The organism is Streptomyces marokkonensis, from assembly GCF_039539045.1.
Lineage (GTDB): Bacteria > Actinomycetota > Actinomycetes > Streptomycetales > Streptomycetaceae > Streptomyces > Streptomyces marokkonensis.
Genome location: NZ_BAABCQ010000301.1, coordinates 3741 through 4725, shown reverse-complemented (window position 1 = coordinate 4725; position 985 = coordinate 3741). Strand labels below are relative to the sequence as shown.

At 71.1% G+C, this 985-nt stretch carries 1 protein-coding gene; it reads left to right on the top strand.

Going from position 1 to position 985, the window contains the following annotated elements; genetic code table 11:
- Positions 1-64: 64 nt before the first annotated feature.
- The coding region (locus ABEA26_RS35115) for an ABC transporter substrate-binding protein (RefSeq protein WP_345598024.1) at positions 65-985 on the top strand (921 nt) is incomplete at its 3' end.

The window sequence follows — 985 nt, the reverse complement described above, 5'->3', positions numbered from 1 at the left end:
CGCATATACGGCATATGCCGCTCAAAGTGACCATCACGCCCGCGGCCCTCCGGAGGTAGCAGAGATGTCCTACGTCGGCGTCGGACCGAGTGCGGTCATGCGCTCGGTCGCCTTCCTCACCGCGGGCGTGCTCGCGGTCCCCGCGCTGGCCGGCTGCAGCTCCGAGGACCCGTCGGGCAAGCCGCTCGCCGAGCAGGACATCGCCTCCGCGGACCGGGCACAGGTCTCCGACGGCGGCACCCTGCGCTGGGCCGTGGACTCGGTACCGGACACGCTGAACGCCTTCCAGTCGGACGCCGACGCCACCACGACCCGCGTCGCGCAGGCCGTGCTGCCCTCGATGTACCGGATGGACGAGACCGGTCGCCCGGTACGCGACTCCGACTACCTCGAATCGGCCGAGGTCGTCGAGACCGAGCCCAAGCAGGTCGTCGTCTACAAGCTCAACCAGCAGGCCGTCTGGAGCGACGGCCGGGAGATCGGTGCCGCCGACTTCGCCGCCCAGTGGCGCGCCCTGTCCGGCAAGGACAGTGCCTTCTGGACCGCCCGCAACGCCGGCTACGACCGCATCGAGAAGATCGAGCGCGGCGCCGGCGACCTGGAGGTCAAGGTCACCTTCAGCCGGCCCTACGCCGACTGGAAGTCCCTGTTCACGCCGCTGTACCCGAAGAGCGTCACGGGCACTCCGGACGCCTTCAACGACGGCGCGCGCCGCAAACTGAAGATCACCGCCGGTCCCTTCGCCCTGGAGAAGGTCGACACCGAGGACGACGAGATCGTGCTCGCCCAGAACCCGCGCTGGTGGGGCGACCCGCCCAAGCTGGACAAGATCGTGCTGCGCGCCGTACCCCGCGACAAGCGGGTCTCCGAGCTGGTCGCCGGCCGGCTCGACCTGGCCGAGATCGCCCCCGACACTGCCGAGCAGGTCGCCCTGGCCGCCGCGCCCCGGGACGCCGGCTCCGGCACCGGCACCCCGCTCATGGGC